This window comes from Paenibacillus sp. GCM10023250 (assembly GCF_042653205.1).
Lineage (GTDB): Bacteria > Bacillota > Bacilli > Paenibacillales > Paenibacillaceae > Paenibacillus_Z.
The window spans coordinates 1-20231 of record NZ_JBHSHY010000066.1; the positions used below are offsets into that span (position 1 = coordinate 1).

Genomic DNA, 20231 nt, shown 5'->3' on the forward strand with positions numbered 1-20231 from the left:
CTAGCTTGTTAAAACCTTTTGACAGGTCGCTCATTGTTCAGTTTTCAAGGAACAAATGGTGTTGCATTCATCGTCCGGCTCATGACCGGAATTAGAATATATCATATCTCGTAACCGTTTGGCAAGCATTACTTTCAAGCTTGTTTCGATTTCGATCACCGCGCCGTTGTTCAAGTGTCCCGGCCGGAATTAGAATATACCATATCGTCGAATCATGTTGCAAGTTGTAAAATTTTACAGGCGGAACCGTCACGATCGATTCCTTTGCCCCGGCACGATGAACGCAATGACCGTCTTAGACTCGGACCCTTGTCCACCCTCAGCTTCCTCCGACAGACTGTTCGGCCATGCTGAACCTGCCGACCCGGCCCACACATTCCCCGTGCCCGTACCGCAAATCCGACATTCATGCGGAAGGAAGACACGTCCCTGATCCGGGACATGTCTTCTTCTTGTAGTTTGCGGCCGCGCGGCCCGCGCTATACGGCTTTCTCGTCGATCGCGTGCTCCTGAAGCAGGCGCGATTGTTTCCATTTGCGAAGCAGCACGCCATGGGATGGCGAGAACAGCAAGGCGATCACAAAGATAAGCCCGGCGACGCTGATCATGCTTCCCGCGATCGAGGCGTCCAATAATCGCGCGACGTAATAGCCCATGACGGAGCTGCAGCAGCCGATCGCGACGCTGTAGACGATCATGCGGCCTAATCGCTCCGTCAGCAGGTAGGCCGTAGCCGGCGGAACGACGAGCATGCCGACGACCAGAATCGCCCCGACGCTTTCGAAGGAAGCCACGGTGCTGACGGACACGAGCCCCATCAGCAAATAATGAAACAACGCGACCGGAATGCCAACAGCCGCGGCCATGGCGGGATCGAAAGAGCATAGTTTGAACTGCTTGTAGAAGGCCGTCACCGTGCCCAGGCAGAGCAGCAAGGCCGCTCCCACGCCCCATACCGCCTTCGGCCCGATGTCGATGCCCGCGAATTGCAGGGTATTCCACGGGACATAGGCGATCTCCCCGTAAAGCACGCAGTCGAGATCGAGATCGATATGCCGCGTGTACATGCTGACCAGTACGACACCGACGGCAAACAACGCGGTAAAGACGACGCCGATCGACGCATCCGATTGTACGCCGCTTTGATGAAACAGCTGAATCAGAAAAACGGTCGCGAGCCCGATGACCGCCGCACCGAGCAGCATGAACAACGAATCCCTCGATCCGCTGATCAGAAAGGCGATGACGATGCCCGGCAGCACGGAATGGCTGATCGCGTCTCCGACCATTGCCATTTTCCGAAGAACCAGGAAACAGCCCACGATGCCGCATGCGCTCGCGACGAGCGCGCCCGTCAAGATGATCCAAAAGGTGCTCATAAGGATTCCTCCCTCCTTTCCAACTGCGGAAGGGCCTGCTCCCGCCTGACCTTGCCTCGCAGCGCGGCCTGCCGCAGCCATTTCGCCAGCACGCCGCGGCGAGGAGCGGCGACGACCGAGACGATGAAGAGGAACGTAGCCGCTAGGACGGTTAACGGGCCTGTCGGCAAATTATTGCCGCTCGCGCTCGCGAACGTCCCGACCATCCCGCTGAGCGCGCCGAATACACCGGCCAGTATGACCATCACGCCTAGTTTCTCCGTCCAATAGCGGGCGGACACGGCCGGCGTGATCAAGAGCGCGGCCATGAGCACGACACCAACGGCTTGAATCCCGACGACGACGGCCACAACGATCAGAAACATGATCAGCTGGTCCATGAACGCCACGGGGTAGCCAAGGCCGCGGGCGAAGCCGACGTCGAAGCTGAGCAGCTTGAATTCCTTGAACAGCAAGGCGCATATCCCGATCTGCACGACGGAGATCACCGCCATGACGACCACGTCGGCATGAACCATGGACGCGGCCTGCCCGAACAGAAACTTATCCAAGCCGCTCTGGTTGCCATTGCCGCTGTGCTGAATCCGGGTAAGCAGCACGATGCCGAGACCGAAGAATACCGTGAGCACGATCGCCAGCGCCGCATCCTGCTTAATGCGCGTGGCACGGGTAATGTAGCCGATGCCGAAGGTGGCGATGATGCCCGCGACCGCCGCCCCGATCAGAAACAGCACGATCGATTTCGACCCGCTCAGCATGAAGGCGATGCAGACACCGGGAAGCGCCGCGTGCGCCAGGGCATCGCCCATGAGCGCTTGCTTGCGCAGGTAAGCGAAGCTTCCGATTACGCCGCTGCTTAAGCCGAGCAGCATGGAACCGAACAAGATCCACTGCGCGTTCGGGTCCGAAAGCAGGTCCAGCCATTCGAACATTCGCCTCACCTCCCGTTCGTCATCGCGGCCGTTGCCGGGTCGCGGTCCAAGAGCGTCAATCGCCCGCCGTACGTTTCCTGCAGCTTATCCGCCGTGAACGTCCGCTCCGTCGGCCCGAAATCGATGAGCCGCACGTTCAGCAGCATCACCCAGTCGAAATATTCCTTGACGGTCGCGAGATCGTGATGGACGACCAGCACCGTCTTCCCTTGCGTTTTCAGTTCGTTCAGCAGCGTAATGATCGCTTTCTCCGTCGCCGCGTCGACGCCGACGAACGGTTCATCCATGAAGTAGAGCTTGGCGTCCTGGGCCAGCGCCCGAGCCAGGAAAATCCGTTGCTGCTGGCCGCCGGACAGCTGGCTGATCTGCCGGTCGGCATACTCCGCCATCCCGACCTTTGCCAGGCAGTCCATCGCAATCCGCTTCTCGGCGGCGCCGGGCCGCCTGAACCAGCCGAGGCGTCCGTAGCAGCCCATCGTCACGACGTCGAGCGCGTTCGTCGGAAAATCCCAGTCCACGGATTCCCGCTGCGGCACGTAGCCGACCAATCTGCGCTGGTCGCGGTACGGTTTGCCGTAAATCGATACGTCCCCGGACAATTTCGGAATCAGCCCGAGCGCCGATTTGATCAGCGTCGATTTGCCGGCTCCGTTCGGACCGACGATGCCGATCAATTTGCCTTCTGGCGCCTGGAACGACACGCCGCGCAGCACCGGCTTTTTCTGATACGCAACCGATAAGTCATTCACTGTTAACGGGGTTGCCTGCATAGTGGTATTCGCTCCTTTAATCCGGTTATTTCAAGGCGTTCACGATGGTTTCCACGTTGTGCCGGACCATCCCGATGTACGTCCCCTCCGCGGTACCTTCTTCGCCCATCGCATCCGAATACAGCTCGCCGCCGATGTTCAGCTCGTGGCCTTTTTCCTTGGCGCCCTGAATGACCGCGTCGATCGCCCTGCGGGGGACGCTGGATTCGATGAAGACGGCTTTGATGTCATGCGCGATCAGAAAATCCCGCAGGTCCGCGACGTCTTTGGCGCCCGCTTCGGAAGCGGTGCTGATGCCCTGCAGGCCCATCACCTGCATCCCGTACGCGTCGCCGAAATACCCGAACGCGTCATGCGCCGTGACCAGAACGCGGCTGCGCTCCGGCAACGTCCGTATGCGCTCGGCGACTTCCGCGTCTAGGTCCCGCAGCTGCCGCAAGTAGGCGTCCGCATTGGCGCGGTACGCGTCCGCATGCGCCGGATCGTGCTCGGCCAGCGTATCCCGTATCGTTTCCGTCACCGTCATCCAATGCTTCACGTCAAACCAAATATGCGGGTCGTATTCCGTTGCCATCGCAGCCCCAGTCCGAAGCGCGGCGCGGTCGATGCCGTCCGAGACGGCGACCGTCGTTTTCTTCTTCGCCATCTTCTCGAATATGTCGACCATCTTGCCCTCCAGGTGCAGGCCGTTGTACAAGATGATGTCGGCCCGCTCGAGCTTGCCGATGTCGCCTTCGGACGCTTTGTACAGATGCGGATCGACCCCCGATTTCATCAGGCTCGTCACGTCGACTCGTTCTCCGCCGACCTGCTTGGCGACGTCGGCGATCATGCCGATCGTCGCGGTGACCTTGATTTTGCCCTCGCCGCCTGCCTCGCCATTCTCGCGGCTGCCGCAAGCGGCGAGCAGCGCGAGGCACAAAAGGAGCAGCAGCGCGGCGAATGATCGCGGATTGGCGCGAAGCATTCGCGAACGGTTCATAGTCGTTGTCGTTGTCGTTAACATGGACATTCATCCCCCTTTTCTCATAAATGACGGCACGGACCGGACGATGCACGAGCTTCGCCTCGTCTTTCCTTCAACTAATAAAGTTTCCCTGGGGAAACTTTTGGGACAAAAAAAAGCAGCCCTTCATTTAATTTACACCAACACTTTTTCCCTGACAACAAAATTTTTACCAAGGGAAACTCTCGGGCACATCCTTGCCGGTCGCTACCGGATACCCTCGATCCGTACGGCCGCTGCTGCGCCGTGTCCTTATCTAGGATATTCGCCTTCGCGGCCGCGCTTGCCTGTACGCGACGAAAATAAACGGGACCCTCGGCTGCCGGGAATGACGGTGCCTGCCCAACGAAAAAGGCGATCGTCCTCCGGTGAAGTCCGGAAATCGATCGCTCATTGGCGTCTGCGCCGCTAAATATAATACTCGATATAAGTTTCATTGCCGTACTTCTCCCTGGCATTACGCCGCATGAGCCAGATGACCAGCATGACCGCGCTCAATAGCCCGATCAGCCCGTACGACGCTTGGAACGCGTAGAAATTGACCGGCTCCGGGCTCGCCGGAAGGAGGCGGAGCGCCGATTGATAGAGCAAGCCGCTCAGCGTAATGCCCATCCCCATGCCCATCGTGCGGCTCATGTTGAGCGTCGCGCCGGCGACACCCAGGCGATCAGCCGGCACATTGCCCATGACCTGGCTGTTGTTCGGCGGTGTAAACATGCCCATGCCGCAGCCCGTCAACCCCAAACCGAGCAGCAATAACGCGGTATCGCCGCCGCCGTGTATCAAAGCGAGCAGCCCGCTCCCGAACAGCAGCAGCACCGTTCCGCCGATTGCGGGCACCCGGACGCCGAACCGGTCGGCCAAATAACCGGAGATCGGCGTGCAGATCGTCATCCCGACCGGGACCAGCGACAAGTACAAGCCGGCGGTGACCGCGTCCAGCTGGAACCCCGCCTCCATCAGGAACGGACTGAGCAGCAGCACGCCGTACATGATCGTAAACGACAGGAAACTCGTCAGATTGCCGTACCGGAATATTTTGTGGCGGAACAACGACAGGTCCATTAACGGCGCGTACGACCGCTGCTCTTCGCGAACGAAGGACGCTAGCGCGAGCATCGCCGTAAAGACGCAGAGCAGGATGAACGGAGACGTCCACCCTTGCGCCAAGCCGCTGTTCAAGACGTACACCATCATGATGAGCGCCGGCAGCAGGAAGACGAGCCCCCAGTAATCGAAGGCTTCCTTTCGTTTGCCGTTATCCTGCGGAAGCAGCAGGACGGCCAATATCGTGCCCGCGATGCCGATCGGCACGTTCACGTAGAAGAGCCAGCGCCAATCGCCCAGCGACAGCAGCGCGCCGCCGATCACCGGCCCTAGGCTGAGCCCGATCCCCTGTGCGCTTGCCTGGATCCCGATCGCCTTGCCCCGGTGCGCCGCGGGCGTCGCCGCCGTAATAATCGAGACGCTGTTGGCTTGGAGCATCGCCGCCCCGATGGCCTGGAAGATTCGCGCAACCAACAGTCCTGCGAAACCAGGGGCCACGCCGCAAGCGACGGAGCTGACGAGGAATACGAAAAATCCCGACGCATACATCCAGCGACGGCCGAACATGTCGGCTAATCTGCCGAACGGAATGACGAGAGACGATAAGGTCAGCAGGTATACCAGGCTAATCCATTCCGCCTTCGCCATGCCGATGCCGAATTGGCGCATCAGCGAAGGCAGCGCCAAATTAATGATGCTAGCGTCGAGCGCTGCCATGAAGGCTCCGATGCATACCCTCGACACGACCAGCCAGTGATACCCGCTCCGGCTCGTGAGCCGCTCGGGCGGCGAGTAGTCCCATAGATGCGAGAGCTGTGACATGTGATTCAACCTCCCTGTCGGCAACGATGTTGTCCTTGCTTGGAAAGCGGGCGTTCCGCACCAGTTGCTCGCTCGCGCTTATGGCAATAAGCCGCCGCCCGCCCTCGTGAAACTTAAGGACGGGCGAAGCGGCTCTTCCGGAGGACGAGCGACTGTTAACTCCAGTATACCAGAGAAATCCGGGCTGTAGGGCGCGCAGGGCGATGTAATCATTGACACTTTCGCAAACGTCGCCATGCGGTCCGATCGCGTTTTGGGGGTGCTGCGCGTACCGATGGCAGCTTGGAACGTACAATTGACTGCATCACAAATACTCACCGGGAGTAAAATGGATAAAAAAACGCCGTCCTCATCTGCAAGAGGACGGCCCTGTCATGCGAGCTGTGCAATACCGTTTCGATATCTAATCAGGCAGATCTCTTACACTTCATGCCGCGAATCATTAACCTACTCTACCGTCACGCTTTTCGCCAAATTCCGCGGTTTATCCACGTCGTTGCCGCGCGCGAGGGAAGCATGGTACGCAATCAGCTGCAGCGGCACCACGGACAGCGCCGGCGCGAGAATCGGCAGCGTCTTCGGAATGGAGAAGAGCTCGTCGACCGACTTGCCGACCTCGTCTTCCTGTCCGGCGTTCACGAGCGCGAGCACGTGCGCGCCGCGGGCTTTCACTTCCTTAATGTTGCTCAGCGTCTTCTCGTACAGGTCTTCCTGCGTAACGACCGCGATGACCGGAATGCCTTCTTCGATCAGCGCCAGCGTGCCGTGCTTCAGTTCCCCGGCCGGGTACGCTTCGGAGTGAATATACGAGATTTCCTTCAGCTTCAGCGAGCCTTCCTGCGCCACCGCGAAGTCGACGCCGCGCCCGATGAAGAACAGGTTGTTATGCTTCGCGAGGGATTCCGCGATTTGCTTCAGCACGTCCGCGCTCTCTAGGATGCGCTCCACCTGCTCCGGCAGCGCGTTCATCGCCGTCAGCACGTCCGTCACGTAAGCCTCGTCGCGCGTTCCGATGTTTTGCGCCAGATACAGCCCCAACAGATAGAACGCGATCAGTTGGGACGTGTACGCCTTGGTCGAAGCGACGGCGATCTCCGGTCCCGCCTGCGTGATGATGACGTCGTCGGCTTCACGAGCGACCGAGCTGCCGACCACGTTGGTGATCGCCAACACGCGCGCGCCGTGACGCTTCGCTTCGCGCAAAGCGGCGAGCGTATCCGCCGTTTCGCCGGATTGGCTGACGACGATCACGAGCGTATCCGGCGTAATGATCGGCGAACGGTAACGGTACTCGGACGCCACGTCCGTCTCGACGGGGATGCGGGCGAGATCTTCGATGACCGTCTTGCCGACGAGCCCGGCATGGAACGCCGTGCCGCAAGCGACGATATGCACCTTGCGAATGCCGCGGATTTGCTCTGCGGTCATGCCAATCTCCTTCAGCTCGACGGAACGTCCATCATCGGAGATGCGACCCATCATCGTGTTGCGGTACGCCTTCGGCTGCTCGAAAATTTCCTTCAGCATGAAATGATCGAATCCCGCTTTTTCCGCCGTTTCCAAGTCCCAATCGACATGAAATATTTCCTTGGAAATAAATTCGCCGTCAATCGTCATCAATTCGACGCTGTTTTGCGTCAAAATCGCCATCTCGCCGTCGTTCAGGATATACACGTCGCGCGTATGCTCCAGAATGGCCGGGATGTCGGAACCGATGAAATTTTCGCCTTTGCCGACGCCGATGACGAGCGGGCTCGCGAACCGCACCGCGACGAGACGGTCCGGCTCGAGCTCCGTCAGCACGCCCAGCGCGAACGCTCCGCGCATCCGTTTTACCGCGCGCTGCACGGCCTTCACGATGTCACCTTCGTATTCGTCCGCCACCAGGTGAGAGATGACTTCTGTGTCCGTCTCCGATACGAACTGGCAGCCTTTGGCGATCAATTCTTCCTTCAGGTCGAGGTAGTTCTCGATAATGCCGTTATGCACCACGGAAAACTTATGCGAATTGTCCGTGTGCGGATGGGAGTTCACGTCCGACGGCTTGCCGTGCGTCGCCCAGCGCGTATGGCCGATGCCGACCGAGCCCGTGAGCGGTTGCCCGCCCAGCTTCGCCTCCAGGTTGGCCAGACGGCCGATCGACTTGCGCACTTCCAAGCCGTTCTTCGTAAAGACGGCGATGCCCGCGGAGTCGTAGCCGCGATACTCCAGCTTCTTCAAGCCCTCGATTAGAATATCCTGCGAATCCCGATTTCCGATGTACCCTACGATTCCACACATATGAATAGACCTCCGTGATCGATAGTTCCCGCTCGAACGGATGCCTTTGAATACCTGTCAAAGCATGGCGGCACATAGCCGCCTATTCGCCGGCATTGTCCCCGCAAAGATGATTTTGACAATAAGAAATACAATGCAGACCATTGCAAAAAAAACGACGGCTGCCGTATTAAACCCCGATCATGCCATCCGCCTAAGGGCGAATCGTGCTGATCGCGTTCGACATTTTAGATTCATGCACAGCAGAAAACAAACAGCGCTGCGGCTGTTGTCCTTTCCTGCCGAAATTGCAGTCCCCTTAAGCTAACGCGTACAAACGGCCTCCGTTGCCGCTGTCGCTTCAATCCTTCGCTATAGAGCATCCTGCCGATCTTTTGTCAGTCCGGTCACCCCGACTATTTGAGAATCGGCTTACGGTCGAATGCAATACCGGGAGGTCCCCGCCGAACATTCCGAACACCTCCACCTCGTCAGCTTGCCGCCTCTACGTCCGATGCTTGATCCGCGCGGTCCGTTCCGAAAGGACCCGCGCAGCAGCCGCAAAACGCGCGCAAGCTCTGGCGCTTAACTGCTTAGTAACCTCGATCCTCGCTTTCCTGCTGGAATGTCACTACTTACTATATGCATTTTGCGGTAAAGGTGCAACCCAATCTTTGGGTAAACGTTTGCAATTCGCGCAGCAGCGCGAAATGGCAATGATTGTAATCGCCATGACCGCCAAACAACGAGCAACCCCCGGGCGCAGCATTCACACCTCTAGGGTCGCCCGATCTTCAAGCCGCTTATACAGCGCCAAGCTCCTTGCGAACCGTATTCACGATACGCGCGACGTACGCTTCGACCTGTTCCTTTTCCGGCCCTTCCGCCATGACGCGAATCAGCGACTCCGTGCCGGACGGACGCACCAGCACGCGGCCGTTGTCGCCCAGCTCCGCTTCCACCTCCGCGATGGCCGCGGCAATGGCCGGATTGCTCTTATAAGCGGTTTTGTCCGAGACCCGCACGTTAACCAGCACCTGCGGGAATTTGCGCATCAGCGTCTTCAGCTCGCTCAGCTTCTTGCCGGCCGCCACCAGCGTATCGGTTAGCTGCAGCGCCGTCAAGATGCCGTCACCCGTCGTGTTGTAATCGAGGAAAATGACATGCCCCGACTGCTCGCCGCCCAGGTTATAGCCGCCGCGACGCATCTCCTCCATGACGTAGCGGTCCCCGACCGCCGTCTGCGCCGTGTTCAGGCCAAGCTTCTGCGCCGCCTTGAAGAAGCCGATGTTGCTCATGACCGTCGTTACGACCGTGTCATGCTTCAGCTTGCCGGCCCGCTTCATCGCTTCGCCGCAAATGCACAGGATAAAGTCGCCATCGACTTCCTCGCCGTTCTCGTCGATCGCGATCAGCCGATCCGCGTCGCCGTCGAAGGAAAGGCCGAGGTTCGCCCCATGCTTCAGCACCTCTTCGCGCAGATGCTCCGGATGCGTCGAGCCGACGCCGTCGTTGATGTTCAGGCCGTTCGGCTCCGCTCCGACCGTAATGACTTCCGCGCCAAGCTCGCGGAAGACCGTCGGCGCGATGCTGTGCGCCGAGCCGTTCGCGCAGTCGAGTACGATCTTCAGACCGGCGAACGAGTGTGTCACCGTCGTCTTCAGGAAGTCCATGAACACCCGCTTCGCCGTCTCGTCGACCGTCACCGTCCCGATATCGCCGCCTTCCGGCCGCGGCAGTTCGTCCTTCTCCGCGTCCATCAGACGCTCGATTTCGTTCTCCGTCTCGTCCGACAGCTTGAAGCCGTCGCCGCCGAAGAATTTAATGCCGTTATCTTCGACCGGATTATGCGAAGCCGAGATCATCACGCCCGCATCGGCTCCAAGCACGCGCGTCAAATACGCCACCGCCGGCGTCGACACGACGCCCAGGCGCACGACACTCGCGCCGATGGACAGCAGGCCCGCGATCAGCGAAGCCTCCAGCATCGGACCCGAAATCCGCGTGTCGAGGCCGATGACGACCTTCGGCTTCTCCGCTTGGCCGGCCAATACATAGCCGCCGCAACGGCCAATTTTATACGCAAGCTCCGGGGTCAATTCCCGGTTGGCGACACCGCGGACTCCGTCAGTTCCAAAATATTTTCCCATGTGTGTTGGTTCCCCTTTTGATTATGGATTTCCGTTCGCCGGGTTCTCGTCCGGCGGTATCTCCTGCGTCCCGTTCCGGGAGCCGGCATTGCCGCTGGGCGGCTGCGTATCGGCCGGCGCGTCCTTCCCCGTATCGCTCGCCCCGTTCGCTCCGCCGGACGCGTTGCCCGTGCCGGTAGACGGATTCGCGTTCGCGTCCGTGCTCGAATCGGCCACGGGCTGCCCGGACGCCGGCGTGCTGCCGTCCGTCTGCGCGCCGGCGGGCGGCGCGGCCGTGCCGTCCGTGATCGTCACGGTAACGCTAAGCGGCGATCCGGCCTGGCCGATGAACCTCGGCACGTGCATATCCAGCGGCACGACGTGGCCGCCCGGTCCGAGCCCGCTCAAATCCGCGACCAGCTGCACATCTTTCGCGCCTATTTGTGCCAGCATATTCGGCGCTCCGGAGATCGTTGCATCGACGGTCGCGGTCTCCGGCAGCGTCACCTTGGCCTTGAGCCCGTCCGACAACCCGATAATGGTGACCGGCAGCTTCGGAATCAGCTTCGTTTGCGCAGGCACGATCGTATACTCGAATGTCACCGTCGCCGGGTCGACGCTGGCCACGTCTTTGCCGGGTTTCACGTCGAGCTCCATCGTACCCGATTGTTTCAATTGCGACAAGTCGATCGTCAAAGCGTCATAGAATTCGTACTTGTCAATGACCTCCTGCGGTCCATAGATCGTAACGGCATCGACGCTCTGCTTGAACGTCGACACCGCGACCCCCTCCGGCAGACTTCCCGTGAAGTTCACTTGCAGCGGCAGCTTCTTGAACGGTTTCGTAATCGGAACTTCCACTTCGACGACGCTCGGATTGATGACGGCGTCCGTCAGCTCGTTGCCGTTCTTGTCGAGGGCGACCAGCTTCATCTTCTTATCGTTGACCGTCTCTTCCTCGCCGTCGACGGATACCGTCCCCCCCACGAACGCCACCTCGTCCATCTCGTCGGACGGAAGCGTCACGTGTACGCGGCCGTTCGGCTTCACGAGCGGCATGCCGACCTTGTAGCCCTTCCCCGGCGTGCCTTCGGTATTGATCTGCACCACGAACTCTTTCGTCAACAGCCGTTCCAGCACGACGGTGACGCTGCTCGGCTGCGCGTCGATTAGCTCGAGCCCGCGGGGTAAATGAACCTTGACCGGCACAACCATACGGCCCTCGGTAGCTTGGCTCAAATCGACCGTCACCTCGTAGTCGCTGTTATGCGACGCGAGCAGTAGATCGGAACGCGAGCCGCGGACCGTCAAATGCACGCCCTCGGGATCCAGCAGCCGCAGCGCGTAATTTTTGTCGTCCATGCCGACGGGTTGGATCTGCACGCCGTCGATATCGCGCGTTTCCGTCAGCGTTGCGACGGTGCTCGGCGTTTTCTCGGAATCGAAATGGACGACCGCCCACATCAGAATGCCGATGACGAGCGAGATGATCTTGAGCGCCGTCGGGTGGTTGAGCCATTTATCCATGCGGATCGCCTCCTTTCCGTTTCCAGAAAGGGATCTTCAAGCCTTGTCGCTCGCCCAACTTCGGCTTCGGATTCAGCTCCTCGTACAGCTTCGAGATGAGCGACTCTTCCTTAATGTCGCGAACGATCATGCCGCCGACCGCCAGCGAGATCTGGCCCGTCTCCTCCGACACGATCACCGATACCGCATCGGACACTTCGGTAATGCCGATCGCCGCACGGTGACGCGTTCCCAGCTCCTTGCTGATGAACGGGTTCTCGGAAAGCGGCAAATAACAGCCCGCCGCCTTGATGTGGCCGCCCCCGATAATAACCGCCCCGTCGTGCAACGGCGTGTTCGGGATGAAAATATTGATGAGCAGCTCGGAGCTCACATGCGATTCCATCCGAATCCCCGACTCCGTGTAATCCTGCAACCCCGTCGTCCGCTCCAACACGATCAGTGCACCGATCTTCCGTTTGGCCATATAATTCAGCGCCTTGATGATCGCATTGATCCGATCGCCGATGTCCGGGTCCATGACGGTCGTGCGGCTGAACAATTTCCCCCGCCCCAGCTGCTCCAGCGCGCGCCGCAGCTCCGGCTGGAAAATGACGAGCACCGCGAATACCCCGAGCGTGAACATTTGGTTCATCAGCCATTTCAACGTATACAAGTCGAACCACGTGCTGAGCGCCCACGTGACCACGAGCACGATGATGCCTTTGAACAGCTGGACGGCCTTCGTGCCGCGCACCAGCAAAATTAATTTATAAATAATATAACTCACGATGGAAACATCGATGATGTCCTTGATCGCGGTCGTCCATGTCATGTCGGCAAAGTAATTCATCCGTCAACCCCCAAAGACCACATGTGCGGACACATTCATCCTGAATTCGGAATGATAACCTTATTATTTTCTAGAAACGGGGTTGCAAATCCTCTAATCGCACACAAAAAAACCTCCCGTGTCCGGGAGGCAGAACGTCAATAGGCCAAACTGCTGATGGAGGTCGTCACTTTGTACCAAAACCAGTCCAGCGCCTGGTCAATCTGTTTCACTTCTCCGGAAATATGCGCGGTCGAGGCTTCATACAGCGAACCCGAGATCACCGTAACGTCCCCGTCTACTTCGCCGAGCACGTTCGCTTTCCCGTTTTCCACCGTCAGATCCCCGTTAACATGCGCCCCCGCGGGCACGGTGACGGTATCGCCTTCGATGACGACTTCTGCCAGATCTGGGCCGCGCACGGCCAGTTGGCTATCCTGCTGCCACATCGCCAAGAAGCTGGAGAACATCACGAGCACGAACACGGCGGCCACCGAAACGGCGGGATGGTTCCGGACCCAGCGGGTAAAACCCGATGCGGGTCGGCGGCGTTTCGCCGGCAAGGCGTCCATGATGCGCTGCGTCAACTGTGAGGATTGCTCGGCTGAAATCACGAAATGCGTGTCCATCATCCTGTGCGCGAGCGCTTCCGTTCGTTCCAACTGTTCCATTCGGGCGCGGCAAGCCGGGCAGGAATCCAGATGAGCTTTGAGCCCTGCGATATCGTCTTGGGGCAGCTCGTCGTCCAAATAATCATGCATCAGCATGACGGCGACGTTGCAATTCATAGCAGCCAGTCCTTTCTTCGTTGTTATTTCACAGTAGTAATCGATACGTATAATTCAGGCGGATGTTTCACTTTTTTGCGAAATCCGCGCCGGCCCAAATCTTGGATACACCCAAGCGCGCCGCCGCCTATAACTTATGCTCCAATTTCTTCCGAAGGAACTCCCGTCCGCGGTGCACCCGGGTTTTCACGGTCGTGACGGGCATGTCCAGCACGTCCCCTATTTCCTGCAGCGACATGTCCTCGAGATAGCGAAGCACCATAACCGACTTGTATTTCGCCGGCAGCGTCTCGATCGCCTGGTGGATAATCCGCTGCGTGTCCGAAAGCAGCAGCTCCGTCTCCGGCGTTCGATCGTCGCTCGGAATCATCGCGTAGCCGTCCAGCCCTTCGTGCTCGCTCGATTCCGCGTCCAGCGAGTACACCGGCTTGCGCTTGCGCAGCCGATCGATGCACAGATTGGTCGCGATCCGGTAGATCCACGTGGAAAATTTCATCGACGTATCGTAACGGTCCAAGTTTTTATATACGCGAAGAAACACGTCCTGCACGACGTCCTCCGCTTCCTGGCGGTTATACAACATTCGGTAAGCCATATGGTAAAGCTTGTCCTGGTACAGCTCCACGATCTCGGCAAAAGCCCGCTGATCGCCCTGTAGAGCCAACCTCGCTAATCTTGCCTCGACTGATATCAACGCTACTCCTCCAAACCCGCCGGTATGTAATTACGCGACTACATGATTATACCGTTAACATGGGCGCATAGGCAATGAATGGCGATTGAATTGGGAATGAAAAGAAATCATCACGTTCAATGCGATTCACGCGATGAACCTTTCATGGGGCTGCGGATTGATGCCCTCACTTGTACGCGACATTAACCTTCATTCACAGGTGCATAAATCCAAACCGATTCGAGATATTCAGGCTCGCATGTATTATCCACAAAGATATCCACATTTCCCCCACAATCTGTTGAATAACTGTGGATACTTCTCTCTGGTACGCAGAGTACAAGTAAGGCTTTCTCCTGATGAGCGCCTCTGAAGGCCCGTCTTAACTGAATGCTCACAGTTTGGTTCGAGCTCTGTTGCACTTTATCGCACGTTGTCCACTTGTGGATAAATAAAAAACGGGCACCTATTGCGGGCACCCGTCCATTGTTAATATCTTCAGTTTTAACTCTTTTGCTGAATGCTGCACAGGCTCGCGCCTGCGCAAACCAATCAGCTTATCACCCCGTGTTTCTCAGGCCCGCCGCGATGCCGTTGATCGTGAGCAGCACTTCGCGGAGCAGCTCGCGGTCGTCTTCTTCGCCTTTGGCGCGGCTTTCGCGAAGCTCCTTCAGCAGCTGTACCTGCATGTAGCTGAGCGGATCCACGTACGGGTTGCGCAGGCGGATGGATTCTTGGATGACCGGCACGTTATCCAAGATCTCCTCTTGCCCCGTGATTTGCAAGATACATGCAGATGTCCGCGCATATTCTTCCGTGATTTGCGTGAAGATGCGGTCGCGAATCGTCTTGTCCGCGATCATGCCCGCGTATTCCTTCGCGATCTGCAGATCCGCTTTGGCGAGTGCCATTTGCAAGTTGTCGATCAGCGACGTGAAGAACGGGAACTTCTCGTACATGGTACGGAGCGTCTCCAAGCGCTTCGCATCGTCTTTCACGTAGCTCTGAAGCGCCGTACCCGCGGCATACCAGGCCGGCAGCAGATAACGGCTTTGCGTCCAGGCGAACACCCACGGAATCGCGCGCAGGTCTTCGAAACGGTCACTTCCCTTGCGCTTCGACGGACGCGAGCCGATGTTCAGTTCGCCGACTTCCGGCAGCGGCGTCGACTCTTTGAAGAACGTCATGAAGTCCGGATCGCGGAAAATCAAATCCTGGTACTTCGTCAGCGCCGTTTCGGAAATGCCGCGCGCAATCTCTTCCCACTCCGTCGTAGCCGTTTCTTCCTGCTCTGGGTATTTCGCCAAGCGCGAAGCGGTCACGAGCGCCCATGTCGCCTGCTCGAGGCTGCGATAGGCAATGCCTTTCAGCGAGTAACGGGACGACAGCACCTCGCCCTGCTCCGTGATTTTGATTCCGCCGCCCACCGTATGCGGCGGTTGGGCCAGGATGCTGCGGTTGAGCGGCATGCCGCCCCGACCGAGCGCGCCTCCGCGGCCGTGGAAGAATTTCAGCTTCACGCCGTATTTCTTCGCCGAGCTCGTAATCGCATTCAACGCGACGCGCAGCTCCCAGTTCGCCGTGACGACGCCGCCGTCTTTATTGGAGTCGGAGTAGCCGAGCATGATTTCGTGCAGGTTGCCGCGGGCTTCGACGGCTTGGCTGTACACCGGCAGCGCGAACAGCCGCTCCATGATGCCCGGCGCCGCGTGCAAGTCGTCGATCGTTTCGAACAGCGGCACCGCTTGCAGGGTGCAAGTTACGTTGCCGTTCGTATCTTTGCGGAATAAGCCCACTTCTTTGGCGAATACCATGACCTCCAGCATATCGCTTGCGCCCTGCGTCATGCTGATCAGGTAACTGGAGATGCAGTTAACGCCGAATTCGGCTTGCGCCCGGTAAATCGTATGATAGACATCTAGACATTCGCGCGTGCCTTCGGAATAGGCGAAGTGCGGCGACGTCAGCGGACGCGGGTCGTTCAGCAGCGTATGCAGCAGGTCGATCTTCTCGTCCTCGGAGAGCGAGGCGTAGTCCGAGACGATGTTCATATTGGCCAGAACTTCGCTCATGGCGTTCTCATGCTCTTTGCTGTGCTGACGGATGTCCAACGTCACCAGATGGAACCCGAACAGCTCGACTTGGCGAATCAGCTTGCGGATATGCGTATCGGCGACATAGTCGGCAAAATGATGCCGCAGGCTGCGATCGATGACGAGCAGATCCTGCTTTAATTCTTCGGCGCTGTTGTAGCGCTTCGGCGATCCCTTCAACGAATCGTTCAGCGCGTTGACCAATTTCTCGAGCATGTAGCCCAGCTTGATGCGGTACGGCTCCTTCTCGTTGCGCCAAATCTCGATGCATTTCAGTTCGCCGACTTGCTCACGATCCTTGCGGATGGACTCGGCCAGCTCGTCCGAAATCTCGACGATGTTGGTGCTGAAGCTCAGATGTCCCATGACTTCCTTGAGCAGCTCCTCGTATTTCTTCAATACGAGGCCGCGCTGCAGCTTCAGCGTTTCCCACGTAATCTTGGCTTTAACGGACGGGTTGCCGTCGCGGTCGCCCCCGATCCAGGAGCCGAAACGAAGGTAAGTCGGAACATGCCATCTTTCGTCAGACGGATAATATTTGTCCAGGCAGCGCTCGAGCTCTTCATACACGTTCGGAAGCACCTCGAACAGCGTTTCGTCGAAATAGTACATGCCGTTGCGCACTTCGTCGATAACCGTTGGTTTGCGGTCGCGGAGCTCATCGGTCTGCCACAAAGTCAGCACTTCGTTCAACAGCTTCTCGCGTAGCTTCTCACGTTCGCGGAACGTCAGCGTCGGGTCGTCGAGCTCCATCATTTCCGCGGCGATGCGCTGATGGATATCCAACACATCGCGTCGCGTCGCTTCTGTCGGATGTGCGGTCATAACCAACTCCAAGGAGATATCCGAAATGATTTCTTTCACGCTGTCGATCGGCAAATTCCGGTCCTGCAGCACCTGAATGGCGCTTTCAATGGAACCCGGCTGAACTTTCTCGCCGGACGAACGCTCGTAATCGCGTTTACGGCGGATCCGATGATTCTGCTCGGCAATGTTCACGAGTTGAAAATAAATCGCAAACGCGCGAATGACCTGATGGCGGGTAGCGGGAGTAAGCGCATCGATAACCTGCTTGAATTCCTCGTCCAGCTCCGGCAAAAATTCCGCGCGCAGCGTTTTGCTCATCTCGCGGATCTTCTCGACCGTCTCCAGCAGTTCATGGCCGCCTTGGTGGACCAGCACGTCTCCCAAAATGTTGCCCAGGAAACGCACGTCGCGACGAAGCAAGTTATTTGCTTGCGGTCGGTTTGTAGTCATTGTTGTACCAGCCTGTTCCGACATTCGAAATCCTCCTTAAGGTTTGCAGTGCGAAACCACATCTTAAGCTTCGTCGTTGGTCAGCAGAGCAAAACCCTTCCTAAAGCATAGTCTTCGGTTTTTGATGCAAAAACGGCGCTTAACATGCTTATTTTAACGGCCGATAATCAGTTTTTGCCTGCAGCAATCCTCATCATAAGCCTAATTTACCAGCTACAACGATTTTTAACTCTACCCATCATACTACAAATCAACAAGCGGTTGAAGCTTTTTCACGGATGGAAAGGAAAGGCTTCGCGGATATAACAAAAAGCCTTGGAGTCCAAGGCTTTGACGATAATATGGAGCGGGTGATGGGAATCGAACCCACGCTATTAGCTTGGAAGGCTAAAGTTCTACCATTGAACTACACCCGCGATTGAATGGTCGGGACGACACGATTTGAACATGCGACCCCCTGGTCCCAAACCAGGTGCTCTACCAAGCTGAGCTACGTCCCGTTATGTAATCGCAATATAAAGAAATGGCGTGCCCTGAGAGATTCGAACTCCCGACCTTTTGATTCGTAGTCAAATGCTCTATCCAGCTGAGCTAAGGGCACGTATGGAGCGGAAGACGGGAATCGAACCCGCGACCCTCGCCTTGGCAAGGCGATGCTCTACCGCTGAGCCACTTCCGCATGATCGTCACTACTTATAACTCAAGCGCGACATTTAATAATATATCATGGACATGAGCAGAATGCAACCCCATGCGAAGAAAAAGACAAACTTTTTTTTCGTGAAGCTGTTCTGCTTATGTCCCTGCGCGATTAAGACATCCGATTTCGCGCTTTTAGCTCACCTTTACCGGCTCAAGGACAGGTTTTTCGTAAACTTGCGGATTGCCGCCCGCCAAAGCGAACGGGAAGCAAAGCGGTACGCCCGTACGCGGATCCGGGATGATATCGGTCTCGATGCCGAATACTTCGCGAAGCACATCCTTCGTCATTACGGTTTGAGGCGATCCCACGCTGACGACTTGCCCTTTCTTAATGGCTACCACATGCTGCGCGTAGCGCGAAGCATGGTTTAAATCATGGACTACCATTACAATTGTTCTGCCTGCGGTCGCGTTGAGCTCCTGGAGCAGTTCAAGAACCTCAAGCTGGTGCGCCATATCCAGATAAGTCGTCGGCTCGTCAAGAAACAGCAAATCGGTTTGCTGAGCAAGCGCCATGGCAATCCAAGCGCGCTGCCGCTGGCCTCCGGAGAGACGATCGATCGGCCGGTCCTTGAACTCCGCCAAGCCGGTGCTCTCAACCGCCCAGTGGATAACGGAGCGGTCCTCTTGCGTCAGGGAGCCGAAACCTCGCTGATAAGGGAAGCGCCCGTAAGATACCAGTTCCGATACCGTTAATCCGTCCGGGGCAGTCGGGGTCTGCGGAAGAATCGCCAGTTGCTTGGCAACCTCTTTCGTCGATTGTTTATGAATCGATTTTCCGTCCAACATGACCGAGCCCGCTGAAGGCGTCATAAGCCTCGCCAGCGTTTTCAAAATCGTGGATTTGCCTGAACCGTTCGCCCCGACAAGCGCTGTGATTTTCCCCTTCGGGATCGTGATGTTCAAGTCTTCGACGATTAATCGTTCTTCGTATCCGATACTTAGGTTCTTCGTATGCATGGCGTTCATTCGTATCCACCCCTTGCCGCTTAATCAAACAATTGATAACCGTTCTCAGAAATAGTTCATCTCAATGATAACCATTCTCAATAATTGCGTCAAGCATTTCATCTGTTATACACAGTACTATAATTATGAAACGTAAACCATTAACCGTGTGAATACGCAGCCCGAATCACAATTCGATACTCCCGTACGATTGCCATGAATTGATGCGATTCTCCTCCGCCAGCACATCGTCCTGTGGGTAACTCTTTTCATACAGCGCAAGGCATTCAAGGGTTTTTAAGTAATTATCCACAAAGTTATGCACAAAAAGACCCTTTGATTAAGGGTCTCTACATTTAAGTACATTATGGAACTTAATTCGCTGCGACACTCTTTTACACTAAAGGTACATCTATGTATTGTTCCATTTTCCTATCAGAAAATGGTGAGCCATGTAGGACTCGAACCTACGACACCCTGATTAAAAGTCAGGTGCTCTACCAACTGAGCTAATGGCTCATGCAGATGGCTGGGGATCTAGGATTCGAACCTAGGCATGACGGAGTCAAAGTCCGTTGCCTTACCGCTTGGCTAATCCCCAATCTTGATGATGGTGGAGGCTGAGGGGATCGAACCCCCGACCCTCTGCTTGTAAGGCAGATGCTCTCCCAGCTGAGCTAAGCCTCCAAGTTGAGAGAGATGGTGACCCGTAGGGGATTCGAACCCCTGTTACCTCCGTGAAAGGGAGGTGTCTTAACCCCTTGACCAACGGGCCTTATGAAAATGGAGCTCTCAACCGGGATCGAACCGGTGACCTCATCCTTACCATGGATGCACTCTACCTACTGAGCTATGAGAGCATTAATGGCTCCCCGAACAGGACTCGAACCTGTGACAACTCGATTAACAGTCGAGTGCTCTACCAACTGAGCTATCAGGGAATAATATTCAATTCAGGGAACTTGCCACCCTGAAAACTGGATACGAACCCTTGCGAAGGTCTTGCTTAGCTGATGCGATGTAGATTGGATAAGCCCTCGACCGATTAGTATTCGTCAGCTCCACGCGTTGCCGCGCTTCCACCTCGA

The 20231-nt window shown here is 57.1% G+C and carries 13 protein-coding genes and 10 tRNA genes; all 23 read right to left on the minus strand.

What is annotated here, in order from left to right; genetic code table 11:
- Positions 1-479: 479 nt before the first annotated feature.
- Complete coding sequence (locus tag ACFPB1_RS26325; protein ID WP_379229170.1) at positions 480-1379, minus strand: metal ABC transporter permease; 900 nt, start codon at positions 1377-1379, stop codon at positions 480-482.
- Positions 1376-2311, minus strand: a complete 936-nt coding sequence (locus ACFPB1_RS26330; protein ID WP_379229171.1) for a metal ABC transporter permease — start codon at positions 2309-2311, stop codon at positions 1376-1378. The genes ACFPB1_RS26325 and ACFPB1_RS26330 overlap by 4 nt, the downstream gene beginning before the upstream one ends.
- A 5-nt stretch (positions 2312-2316) precedes the next feature.
- Positions 2317-3081: a metal ABC transporter ATP-binding protein gene (locus tag ACFPB1_RS26335; RefSeq protein WP_379229172.1), complete on the minus strand. Its 765-nt coding sequence runs from the start codon at positions 3079-3081 to the stop codon at positions 2317-2319.
- A gap of 25 nt (positions 3082-3106) precedes the next feature.
- Positions 3107-4063 carry a metal ABC transporter solute-binding protein, Zn/Mn family gene (locus ACFPB1_RS26340; protein ID WP_379229183.1) on the minus strand — a complete coding sequence of 319 codons (957 nt, stop codon included), beginning with the start codon at positions 4061-4063 and terminating at the stop codon, positions 3107-3109.
- 432 nt (positions 4064-4495) lie between these two features.
- The gene (locus ACFPB1_RS26345; RefSeq protein ID WP_379229173.1) at positions 4496-5956 is read right to left on the minus strand and encodes an MFS transporter; all 1461 of its coding nucleotides are present in this window, start codon (positions 5954-5956) and stop codon (positions 4496-4498) included.
- A 447-nt stretch (positions 5957-6403) separates the two neighbouring features.
- The gene (gene glmS, locus ACFPB1_RS26350; RefSeq protein WP_379229174.1) at positions 6404-8236 is read right to left on the minus strand and encodes a glutamine--fructose-6-phosphate transaminase (isomerizing); all 1833 of its coding nucleotides are present in this window, start codon (positions 8234-8236) and stop codon (positions 6404-6406) included.
- A 782-nt stretch (positions 8237-9018) separates the two neighbouring features.
- On the minus strand, positions 9019-10365 hold the full coding sequence (glmM, locus tag ACFPB1_RS26355; RefSeq protein WP_379229175.1) for a phosphoglucosamine mutase: 1347 nt from the start codon (positions 10363-10365) through the stop codon (positions 9019-9021).
- 21 nt (positions 10366-10386) lie between these two features.
- A complete protein-coding gene (locus ACFPB1_RS26360; protein WP_379229176.1) occupies positions 10387-11871 on the minus strand; it encodes a CdaR family protein in 1485 nt (494 codons plus the stop codon).
- The gene (gene cdaA, locus ACFPB1_RS26365; RefSeq protein WP_379229177.1) at positions 11864-12703 is read right to left on the minus strand and encodes a diadenylate cyclase CdaA; all 840 of its coding nucleotides are present in this window, start codon (positions 12701-12703) and stop codon (positions 11864-11866) included. The genes ACFPB1_RS26360 and cdaA overlap by 8 nt, the downstream gene beginning before the upstream one ends.
- Before the next feature lie 137 nt (positions 12704-12840).
- Positions 12841-13470: a zf-HC2 domain-containing protein gene (locus ACFPB1_RS26370; RefSeq protein ID WP_379229178.1), complete on the minus strand. Its 630-nt coding sequence runs from the start codon at positions 13468-13470 to the stop codon at positions 12841-12843.
- A 127-nt stretch (positions 13471-13597) separates the two neighbouring features.
- Positions 13598-14164: an RNA polymerase sigma factor SigW gene (gene sigW / locus ACFPB1_RS26375; RefSeq protein WP_379229180.1), complete on the minus strand. Its 567-nt coding sequence runs from the start codon at positions 14162-14164 to the stop codon at positions 13598-13600.
- A gap of 539 nt (positions 14165-14703) precedes the next feature.
- Positions 14704-17493: a phosphoenolpyruvate carboxylase gene (gene ppc / locus ACFPB1_RS26380; RefSeq protein WP_379229181.1), complete on the minus strand. Its 2790-nt coding sequence runs from the start codon at positions 17491-17493 to the stop codon at positions 14704-14706.
- A 342-nt stretch (positions 17494-17835) separates the two neighbouring features.
- Positions 17836-17909, minus strand: a tRNA-Gly gene (locus tag ACFPB1_RS26385).
- 7 nt (positions 17910-17916) lie between these two features.
- A tRNA-Pro gene (locus ACFPB1_RS26390) sits at positions 17917-17993 on the minus strand.
- 24 nt (positions 17994-18017) lie between these two features.
- A tRNA-Arg gene (locus ACFPB1_RS26395) sits at positions 18018-18094 on the minus strand.
- A gap of 3 nt (positions 18095-18097) precedes the next feature.
- Positions 18098-18172 (minus strand) — tRNA-Gly (locus tag ACFPB1_RS26400).
- Positions 18173-18327: 155 nt separating this feature from the next.
- On the minus strand, positions 18328-19164 hold the full coding sequence (locus tag ACFPB1_RS26405; protein WP_379229182.1) for an ABC transporter ATP-binding protein: 837 nt from the start codon (positions 19162-19164) through the stop codon (positions 18328-18330).
- 422 nt (positions 19165-19586) lie between these two features.
- A tRNA-Lys gene (locus ACFPB1_RS26410) sits at positions 19587-19662 on the minus strand.
- Positions 19663-19669: 7 nt separating this feature from the next.
- Positions 19670-19744 (minus strand) — tRNA-Gln (locus tag ACFPB1_RS26415).
- A 10-nt stretch (positions 19745-19754) separates the two neighbouring features.
- Positions 19755-19830, minus strand: a tRNA-Val gene (locus ACFPB1_RS26420).
- 13 nt (positions 19831-19843) lie between these two features.
- Positions 19844-19918, minus strand: a tRNA-Glu gene (locus tag ACFPB1_RS26425).
- A 9-nt stretch (positions 19919-19927) separates the two neighbouring features.
- A tRNA-Thr gene (locus ACFPB1_RS26430) sits at positions 19928-20003 on the minus strand.
- Between the two features lie 5 nt (positions 20004-20008).
- Positions 20009-20084: transfer RNA gene (locus ACFPB1_RS26435), tRNA-Asn, on the minus strand.
- Positions 20085-20231: the final 147 nt, after the last annotated feature.

Bases quoted from the DNA above. Each gene is read 5' to 3' on its own strand.
- ACFPB1_RS26340 (WP_379229183.1), bottom strand. From the start codon at position 4,063: ATGAACCGTTCGCGAATGCTTCGCGCCAATCCGCGATCATTCGCCGCG.
- glmM (WP_379229175.1), bottom strand. From the start codon at position 10,365: ATGGGAAAATATTTTGGAACTGACGGAGTCCGCGGTGTCGCCAACCGG.
- ACFPB1_RS26370 (WP_379229178.1), bottom strand. From the start codon at position 13,470: ATGAATTGCAACGTCGCCGTCATGCTGATGCATGATTATTTGGACGAC.
- cdaA (WP_379229177.1), bottom strand. From the start codon at position 12,703: ATGAATTACTTTGCCGACATGACATGGACGACCGCGATCAAGGACATC.
- ACFPB1_RS26360 (WP_379229176.1), bottom strand. From the start codon at position 11,871: ATGGATAAATGGCTCAACCACCCGACGGCGCTCAAGATCATCTCGCTC.
- ACFPB1_RS26325 (WP_379229170.1), bottom strand. From the start codon at position 1,379: ATGAGCACCTTTTGGATCATCTTGACGGGCGCGCTCGTCGCGAGCGCA.
- ACFPB1_RS26335 (WP_379229172.1), bottom strand. From the start codon at position 3,081: ATGCAGGCAACCCCGTTAACAGTGAATGACTTATCGGTTGCGTATCAG.
- ACFPB1_RS26345 (WP_379229173.1), bottom strand. From the start codon at position 5,956: ATGTCACAGCTCTCGCATCTATGGGACTACTCGCCGCCCGAGCGGCTC.
- ACFPB1_RS26405 (WP_379229182.1), bottom strand. From the start codon at position 19,164: ATGAACGCCATGCATACGAAGAACCTAAGTATCGGATACGAAGAACGA.
- glmS (WP_379229174.1), bottom strand. From the start codon at position 8,236: ATGTGTGGAATCGTAGGGTACATCGGAAATCGGGATTCGCAGGATATT.
- ACFPB1_RS26330 (WP_379229171.1), bottom strand. From the start codon at position 2,311: ATGTTCGAATGGCTGGACCTGCTTTCGGACCCGAACGCGCAGTGGATC.
- ppc (WP_379229181.1), bottom strand. From the start codon at position 17,493: ATGACTACAAACCGACCGCAAGCAAATAACTTGCTTCGTCGCGACGTG.